Here is a 624-nt window from a genome sequence, read left to right on the forward strand (position 1 = left end):
ATAGCTGTAGTTTGAAGTAAAGACTTCGACCGATTCACAGTGTGCGGTCAGTTCCAGAGGGAACATATCTTCGACTTCACCTGCAACTAAAACATGTTTTCCGTTGAAGTACTCTAGCTGACGCTGAGCGATTTGGCTTGGAGCGATATAAGCAGACATAAATTTGGTTCATCAGAAATAATTAGGGCCAGATTTTCGCACAATCTGGCCCAAGCTTGAAGCTGTTGCTTACTATTCAGTAGCGGCTAGCTGTTGTCTTGTTGGTTGAGAAAGTCTTTGAATTCCTCTTCATAGATATTAAACAGCACCATGGTGACCGCAAAAATCAGTGGGCCATAAATCAAACCAATCAAACCAAATAAGTGCAAACCGCCTAATAATGAGAAGAAAATCATTAAGGTATTCATGCCTGCGCTGCCTTGCATCAACAATGGACGCAGCAAGTTATCAATCGAACCGACAATGACTACACTCCATGCGGTTAGGAAGATTGCCCACGTCATATCACCGGTGAGGAACAAGTACGCGGCGGCTGGTATCCAGATCAAAGCCGTACCGACAACTGGAATGAAGGAAGCAAAGCCCATCATGGTGCCCCAGAATAGGCCAGGGAAGCCAGCTAGC

General features: G+C 45.4%; 1 protein-coding gene and 1 pseudogene. Both read right to left on the minus strand.

Annotated elements, in window-relative coordinates; translation table 11 throughout:
* Positions 1 to 159, minus strand: a pseudogene (locus R7E78_RS27900) (16S rRNA methyltransferase); the annotation flags it as partial.
* An 86-nt stretch (positions 160 to 245) separates the two neighbouring features.
* Positions 246 to 624 (minus strand): AI-2E family transporter (locus R7E78_RS27905; RefSeq protein WP_318058858.1); only part of this gene is annotated, 379 nt, incomplete at its 5' end.

This window comes from Vibrio sp. YT-19(2023) (assembly GCF_033337395.1).